The organism is Chamaesiphon sp. VAR_48_metabat_135_sub, from assembly GCF_031418915.1.
Classification (GTDB): Bacteria; Cyanobacteriota; Cyanobacteriia; order Cyanobacteriales; family Chamaesiphonaceae; genus Chamaesiphon.
The window spans coordinates 1-6,569 of sequence record NZ_JANOJV010000077.1 but is presented as its reverse complement, the minus strand read 5'-3'; the positions used below and the strand labels follow the sequence as shown (position 1 = coordinate 6,569).

The following is a 6,569-nucleotide window of genomic DNA, read 5'->3' as shown; positions in this document are numbered from 1 at the left end:
TCACGTCTGTGAACAATGAGGTTTGAGGTTTTAGCTTCTAACTGCTCAAAGGCTGGGAGATTGACCGTTATTCTTTAATGACTATGAATAATCTGTGTTTGTCCTAAACGGTTATGAATACTTTCTCGGCTTCATGCTGACATGTAGCCTAGTACCGATTTTAGCTCTATCTGCCTCGAAATTGTTGCGTCCGGCTAATGGTGGCCCAGAAAGACGCACGACTTACGAATCGGGGATGGAACCGATCGGCGGTGCGTGGATTCAGTTTAATATTCGTTATTATATGTTTGCCCTGGTCTTTGTCGTCTTTGACGTAGAGACAGTATTTTTATACCCGTGGGCGGTGGCGTTTAGTCAGTTAGGCTTACTCGCTTTTATTGAAGCTCTCGTTTTTATCGCAATTCTCGTGATTGCGCTGGTCTATGCTTGGCGCAAAGGAGCCTTAGAATGGTCATAAATAATAATATCAATGATACCGATCTCATTTCCAGTCCGATCGAGCGTCCGCAAGTGACGACAGATTTATCGGAAAATGTGATCCTGACAACGGTAGACGATCTCTACAACTGGTCGCGCTTATCCAGCCTGTGGCCGTTGCTATTTGGGACAGCCTGCTGTTTCATCGAATTAGCAGCAATGATCGGTTCTAGGTTTGATTTCGACAGATTTGGACTGGTACCCCGTGCGAGTACTCGTCAGGCAGATCTATTGATTACGGCTGGAACGATTACCATGAAAATGGCTCCAGCATTGGTGCGTCTCTACGAACAGATGCCCGAACCCAAGTATGTGATTGCCATGGGTGCATGTACGATTACAGGTGGGATGTTTAGCTCCGACTCACCTACTGCCGTGCGGGGTGTAGATAAACTGATCCCTGTCGATGTTTATCTCCCAGGTTGTCCCCCCCGCCCAGAAGCGGTGATGGATGCGATCATCAAGCTGCGGAAAAAAATCGCCAACGAATCGATGCAAGAGCGGAGTCTGCTCAATCAGACTCACCGCTATTACAGTACGACTCATAATATGAAAGTCGTACCGCAGATTTTGACAGGTGCCTATCTTCAACCAGGGACACACATCAATCCCCCAGCAGAAATCGCCGCTGCAATGGGAATGCCCGTGCAACCCGCTCTAGTCACCACTCAAAAACAGGAGGTGAAACGTGGCTGAGGAAGAAACCAAGGAAACCGCTGAAATTACCCCAGCAGCCGCACCCATCGTCCCTGCGGGCAAAATCTCTCAATGGTTGACCCAGAATGGCTTTATCGACCATGTAGCGATGGATAATGACACTCAGAACGTCGAAGTGATCCGCGTTGAAGCTCAATTCCTATTACCTGTGGCGACGGCGTTATATGCCTATGGGTTTAACTATCTTCAATGTCAGGGTGGTTATGATGTCGCTCCTGGTGATGATTTGGTCAGCTTTTATCACTTAACAAAGGTGAGTGATAATGCTGTGCAACCAGAGGAAGTGAGAATCAAGGTATTCTTACCCCGCGAAAATCCAGTGGTACCAACGGTGTATTGGATCTGGCGAACTGCTGATTGGCAGGAGCGGGAAACTTTTGATATGTATGGGATTGTCTACGACGGACATCCCAATCTCAAGCGGGTATTAATGCCGGAAGATTGGGTAGGTTATCCACTCAGGAAGGATTATGTTTCGCCTGATTTTTACGAGCTTCAAGACGCTCATTAAATTTATTTTCCTCGCTATGGAGCGGGGATTTTTTATGGTGTCGCGATAGCAAAAGTAGGGGCAATTCATGAATTGCCCCTACTTTTGCCATCGCTCGATTATTTGATGATTCTTGCGCCCTTTCCTCGATTGCAATCAAAGCATAGACTTTGTAAATTATCTATTCATAATTTAGATCCAAAATCCCCAATTGAAACGATCGCTGAGTGTCGATCGAGTATAATGCAGATCGCAACGCAATTTCCAAGCTAGATATGACGGGTAGACTGATAGTTTTAACTGGACCTAGTGGCGTCGGTAAAGGGACATTACTCAAAGCTTTATTAGAGAGACATCCAGAACTATATTTATCTATCTCTGCTACCACCAGATCGCCCCGTGAAGGCGAGGTAGATGGCACTCACTACTACTTCTATCCTCGAGATCGATTTGAGGCGACGATCGAGGCTGGAGCACTGTTAGAATGGGCAGAGTTTGCAGGTAACTATTATGGTACCCCGATCGAACCAGTTCGAGGTCGAATCGATCGAGGTGAATCGATGATTTTAGAGATTGAATTAGCTGGCGCGAGACAAGTCGCTAAGATTTTTCCCACCGCGTTGAGAATTTTTATCCTCCCACCAGATCTAACAACGCTGGAAGCTCGGATTCGCGAACGCGCCACTGATAGCGAAGATGCCATTATCCGCCGCTTGGAGCAAGCTAAAGTGGAAATCGCCGCGCAAGGTGAATTTGATTATCAGATTATCAATGACGATTTCCAAACAGCGTTGGGTGAGTTAGAGGGGTTGGTAGCTCAAGGTAAGTAGGGGAAAGTTTAAGGGGTAAAGGGTGGAAATATTTTGATCTTCTCCATCCCCCCATTCCCCAATCACCCTCTCCCAATTACTCCTCCCAAGAGTCTAAATCTAGTGCAGGCGAACCACCGCGATCTAGTTGCTTGAAAACTACCTGAAGTTGAAACCACAACAAGATGGCAATAAATAGCGTCAACGGTAGGGCAATGCTGTAGGCTAGCCAAGTGGGAAATCCGAAGATCTCCAAGCCAGCAGAAAGAAAGAAAATAATCCCCAAGCAGATCCCCAAAAAGGGCAATCGTAAGGTAATATCATCGGTTTTAGCCAGACTGAGGTTGGTGCGATTTGCCGACCAAGCTTTGGCATTTTGACGTAAAGTGGCATCAAAGGCTGCACCGCAAGCGATTCCAGCAATTAAACCAGCAAATAAAATGAAATATGGGGGATCTTGAGGATAATACAAGCGAAACTCCTTAAAATGGCTGACACCTGACAGATTGCAGGCGAGTTATGTTTGAGGCAGAAGATTGGTTCTGCTTATCTAGATTAATCAATTAAGCAACCAACATTCAACAATATTTTGTCAGTCGTGCTGGTTTCATACTGAGACTTCATTACTAAGGGAAATCGGGTTTTTAGTATTTTAGATCGATCTTTGGGTAACTGATTATCGATCTTTTTTAGGCTTATCTCATACCACCCAAGCGTTCCAGGGGCCAAAATCGAAAGCAAGCATGACCGATAACATTCGCTTTGGGCAAAAATCCCCAAATATGAGAATCATTGCTATTGTTGCGATTGTCGCCCATCACAAAGAGTTCTTCTGGCGGCACGACGATCGGGGACATGAGATAATTAGGTGGTGCGGCGATATATGCTTCGGTTAATACCTGTCGATCGATCGAGACGCGACCATTTTTAACTTCTACAGTATCTCCAGGTAAGCCGATAACTCGTTTGATAAAAGCCTGATCTACCAAATAACCTTGTGATTGTAGCTGTGGGGGTGGCTCAAATACTACGATATCTCCGCGTTGGGGTAGATGACTATAGTAAGAGAGCTTTTCGACAATTAATCGATCGCCAATTTCCAATGTTGGTAACATTGATTCTGAGGGAATATAGCGTGGTTCGGCGATAAATGTCCGAATAAAGAAAGCCAATCCTAACGCCAGAACTAAGATTTTGATATTCTCGGCCCATTGTTGCCACCATTGCACCAATAATGGTTGAGGCGATGTTGATTCTGGTTTAGATTTGGGATTAGTCTTCATGCAGTAGGTGATTTTAATTGTTCATCGCTTACGACTTACGAGTTATTTTAACGTGAGTTTATCCTGGCGGATCTGTACGCTATAGCCCAGTGGATCGAGTCGAGAGGAATGGGAGCGTGTCACTTTTGCAGATCTGGACAAATGCACAAATGTGAAGTCAAGAATGTAGATACTGCAAAAGCTCTATAGATTATCGTATTTGAGTTGATGAGTATTTATACTCATCGCAAAAGTGACACGCTCCCAATCGAATCACCAAATGTCAATTACTAGCGGACGTATTGTTTTGGCGATTATCGATCAAACTGTCAGAAATCGAGCCTGACGATCGAATCGAATCCTCAAAGCTCACCACCAAAAGCACTAAAATCATCAGCATCGATCGCGTGGTGTGCCGTAATCGATCGAGACTAGAGCCGATCGCTCTCATCTCGAAAGCACCATACACAGTTGCCAAAGTCATTTTTTCTAGTTCCAGCACTATCGATTCGTTGGCATTAGCTTACTTTTGCTAAAGTGCGAACTGCTAAAATTTCATCAGAGCGTAAGGTTTCGATCGCAGAAATGGGCACCGCAATCTCTGTCAAAGATTCACCAATCGCATTGAAAATTTCTAATACGCAGCCTTCTTCGCCATTACTTGGATGAGGGACAAAATCGACTAACGTTGCAATATTTCCGGCTCTGAGTCCATATTCTGGTAATTCGCGAGTTAATGAGACTTCTCGATCTAATTCCATTGTCATATTAACACCCCTTACTAGGTTTAAGTGTCACGAATTGAAATTTACCATCGACCTGTCTTTCTAGCCAAACGGTAATAACTGACAGGATCGTACCATTTACACCAAAAAGTCATCAGCAATTATTTAACCGACAATTTCATTTAATCCGCTAACAATTACAGCTAGCTCCTCTGGAGAAATTTGGCTGATTCGATCGCCCAATCTATCTATTGATAACGTCCGAATCTGGCTAATTTTTACCCAAGACTGTTTTGGTAAAGCCACTGATTCAATTAAAAAAGTCAGCGGAAACTCAGCCTTTGGAGCTTGACTCGTCAGAGCCAGAGCAATTACTGTTCCCGAATGCCGATTGAATATGTCCTGGCTGATAATCAATACTGGACGAGTACCCGATTGTTCGCGTCCGCGTGTGGGATTGAGATTTGCCCACCAGATCTCTCCTCTTAGTATGTTGGCCATTGAGCTAAATCTCCTTCGATCCCTTCTTCTGCTAATTGTTGTTCTATTTGTGGATCGAGTTTTGCACATTCACTCGCTAACCGAGTTTGACGCAATAGGGAGAGTTTATCAGTTAATGCTTCTTGGATTGCTTTGCTCCGATTGGGAAATACTCTTTGTGAGACTAATAGATCTACTTTAGATAATAGGTCTGAGTCGATCGTGATTGCGACTTTGTTAGTTGCCATAGATGGTCAGAAATCAAATGGTATGATGATTTATCATACCATTTCAAAAACTTTGTTGTCAATTACCGATCGAATCAGCATAGATCGAGACTAAACCCGTTCGCGTAGCGTCTCTGAAAGAGAATCGATCTCAAGATCGAAAGCACAATCCACAGTGGCTAAAGTCATTTATAAGTTACCAGCAGATCGATCGAGACTAAAGCCGATCGATCCCATATCGAAAGCACCATCCACAGTGGCTAAAGTCATTTATAAGTTACCCACAGATCGATCGAGACTAAAGCCGATCGATCTCAAGATCGAAAGCACCATCTACAGTTGCTAAAGTCATTTTTTCTAGTTCCAGCACTTAATCCTCATCCTCTTCATCAGACTCTGAATCTTTAAATCCCAACCAAAATAGAATTATTTCTTCTACTTCACCCAATTGATCTGAAGTGACATTTCCTAATTTACGGATCAGTTTTGCGTGAGGGATTGTAATAATGTTTTGGACATCAAAGGCACCAGATCGCAAGAATTTCACGGCGATATCGACTTCAAATCTCGAACCTCGTGAACTTGTTGTATGTGGAATGAGTGTTGTTAATGCCCTGTCACGATCTAACGCTGGAATACTCACAACTAAACATGGTCTAACTTTTGCCACGGAACCCAAATCGACCAACCAAACTTCACCCCGATTAGGATTCATACGCAGCTTCTTCTTCGTCTAACTGTAAAAAAATTTCCTCTGAAATTAGCACCAAATCCTCGTCGGATAATGGTGGGAAGTCTAGATAAGCTGTCCGCTTTAAAATCTCTGATGCTAAATCCAGTCGCTCTGAGTCTGTCAGTCGATCGAATGTAGTTAAGAAATCTTGTACAACAGGAGTCATTGTTTCTCTCCTTACTCAATATATTCACAGCATAACACCACTCAAGCTGTTTGAGCTATTAGATTAGAGCCGATCGATCTCATATCGATCGAAAGCACCATTTACAGTAGCTAAAGTCATTTTTTCGACTTGAGATTGAGCAATTAGCAAACAATCGAAAGAATCTCATTTTTCGCCGAGCCAGAATTCATCTGGTAGTGGTTCATCGAAATCATCGCTCATTTTCATTGCGCCGCGATTTAGCCCCAAAGTTCTTGGAGGTAGTTCTGAAGGATGATGATTCTCAGGGGTAGCCGATCCATCAAGAGAGCGAATAAACGCTAGGACGCTCAGTTGCATTGGTTCGGTGATTTTCTCTAGTTCTTGGACTATCGATTCGATCGCGGAGCGTCCGCCTTGCGGGGTCGTACTCATGATGTGATGGGGCAGATTGAATATGATTCAATTTTACCATTCCCACATTTAGGCAACAAGGATCGATCA

At 43.9% G+C, this 6,569-nt stretch carries 15 protein-coding genes; 5 read left to right on the top strand and 10 right to left on the bottom strand.

Features of this window, described 5'->3' with window-relative positions; genetic code table 11:
- Positions 1-94: 94 nt before the first annotated feature.
- From ndhC to RMO55_RS06200, 3 genes are read left to right on the top strand one after another with little or no spacing between them, the layout of a single operon-like run.
- Positions 95-457 carry a photosynthetic/respiratory NAD(P)H-quinone oxidoreductase subunit C gene (ndhC, locus tag RMO55_RS06210; protein WP_310424915.1) on the top strand — a complete coding sequence of 121 codons (363 nt, stop codon included), beginning with the start codon at positions 95-97 and terminating at the stop codon, positions 455-457.
- Positions 448-1,173 carry an NADH dehydrogenase subunit K gene (locus tag RMO55_RS06205; protein WP_310424914.1) on the top strand — a complete coding sequence of 242 codons (726 nt, stop codon included), beginning with the start codon at positions 448-450 and terminating at the stop codon, positions 1,171-1,173. The genes ndhC and RMO55_RS06205 overlap by 10 nt, the downstream gene beginning before the upstream one ends.
- Positions 1,166-1,705 carry an NAD(P)H-quinone oxidoreductase subunit J gene (locus RMO55_RS06200; protein WP_310424912.1) on the top strand — a complete coding sequence of 180 codons (540 nt, stop codon included), beginning with the start codon at positions 1,166-1,168 and terminating at the stop codon, positions 1,703-1,705. The genes RMO55_RS06205 and RMO55_RS06200 overlap by 8 nt, the downstream gene beginning before the upstream one ends.
- A 98-nt stretch (positions 1,706-1,803) precedes the next feature.
- On the opposite strand, the gene RMO55_RS22175 is transcribed toward RMO55_RS06200, so the two are convergent.
- Complete coding sequence (locus RMO55_RS22175; protein ID WP_396134192.1) at positions 1,804-1,869, bottom strand: HNH endonuclease; 66 nt, start codon at positions 1,867-1,869, stop codon at positions 1,804-1,806.
- Between the two features lie 90 nt (positions 1,870-1,959).
- On the opposite strand from RMO55_RS22175, the gene gmk reads away from it, so the two are divergent.
- Positions 1,960-2,514, top strand: coding sequence for a guanylate kinase (gmk, locus tag RMO55_RS06195; protein WP_310424917.1), 555 nt, complete (start codon positions 1,960-1,962; stop codon positions 2,512-2,514).
- Positions 2,515-2,590: 76 nt separating this feature from the next.
- Here the strand turns inward: gmk and RMO55_RS06190 are convergent, their stop codons facing one another.
- From RMO55_RS06190 to RMO55_RS06165, 6 genes are all read right to left on the bottom strand, one after another.
- Complete coding sequence (locus tag RMO55_RS06190) at positions 2,591-2,965, bottom strand: hypothetical protein (RefSeq protein WP_310424910.1); 375 nt, start codon at positions 2,963-2,965, stop codon at positions 2,591-2,593.
- A 223-nt stretch (positions 2,966-3,188) separates the two neighbouring features.
- Entirely contained in the window at positions 3,189-3,776 is a 588-nt protein-coding gene (gene lepB, locus RMO55_RS06185) for a signal peptidase I (protein WP_310424908.1), read from the bottom strand.
- A 262-nt stretch (positions 3,777-4,038) separates the two neighbouring features.
- Complete coding sequence (locus RMO55_RS06180) at positions 4,039-4,239, bottom strand: hypothetical protein (protein ID WP_310424907.1); 201 nt, start codon at positions 4,237-4,239, stop codon at positions 4,039-4,041.
- A gap of 34 nt (positions 4,240-4,273) precedes the next feature.
- Positions 4,274-4,522 carry a DUF4926 domain-containing protein gene (locus RMO55_RS06175; RefSeq protein WP_310424905.1) on the bottom strand — a complete coding sequence of 83 codons (249 nt, stop codon included), beginning with the start codon at positions 4,520-4,522 and terminating at the stop codon, positions 4,274-4,276.
- 123 nt (positions 4,523-4,645) lie between these two features.
- The gene (locus RMO55_RS06170; protein WP_310424902.1) at positions 4,646-4,981 is read right to left on the bottom strand and encodes a type II toxin-antitoxin system PemK/MazF family toxin; all 336 of its coding nucleotides are present in this window, start codon (positions 4,979-4,981) and stop codon (positions 4,646-4,648) included.
- Entirely contained in the window at positions 4,966-5,208 is a 243-nt protein-coding gene (locus RMO55_RS06165) for a ribbon-helix-helix domain-containing protein (protein ID WP_310424900.1), read from the bottom strand. Before RMO55_RS06165 ends, RMO55_RS06170 begins: the two co-directional genes overlap by 16 nt.
- Before the next feature lie 154 nt (positions 5,209-5,362).
- Here RMO55_RS06165 and RMO55_RS06160 point away from each other — a divergent pair, with 154 nt between their 5' ends.
- Complete coding sequence (locus RMO55_RS06160; RefSeq protein WP_310424898.1) at positions 5,363-5,533, top strand: hypothetical protein; 171 nt, start codon at positions 5,363-5,365, stop codon at positions 5,531-5,533.
- Positions 5,534-5,557: 24 nt separating this feature from the next.
- On the opposite strand, the gene RMO55_RS06155 is transcribed toward RMO55_RS06160, so the two are convergent.
- The 3 genes from RMO55_RS06155 to RMO55_RS06145 form a co-directional block, all read right to left on the bottom strand.
- On the bottom strand, positions 5,558-5,902 hold the full coding sequence (locus tag RMO55_RS06155) for a type II toxin-antitoxin system PemK/MazF family toxin (RefSeq protein WP_310424896.1): 345 nt from the start codon (positions 5,900-5,902) through the stop codon (positions 5,558-5,560).
- Complete coding sequence (locus tag RMO55_RS06150; RefSeq protein WP_310424894.1) at positions 5,892-6,086, bottom strand: hypothetical protein; 195 nt, start codon at positions 6,084-6,086, stop codon at positions 5,892-5,894. The genes RMO55_RS06155 and RMO55_RS06150 overlap by 11 nt, the downstream gene beginning before the upstream one ends.
- A 165-nt stretch (positions 6,087-6,251) precedes the next feature.
- Complete coding sequence (locus tag RMO55_RS06145; protein WP_310424892.1) at positions 6,252-6,500, bottom strand: hypothetical protein; 249 nt, start codon at positions 6,498-6,500, stop codon at positions 6,252-6,254.
- Positions 6,501-6,569: the final 69 nt, after the last annotated feature.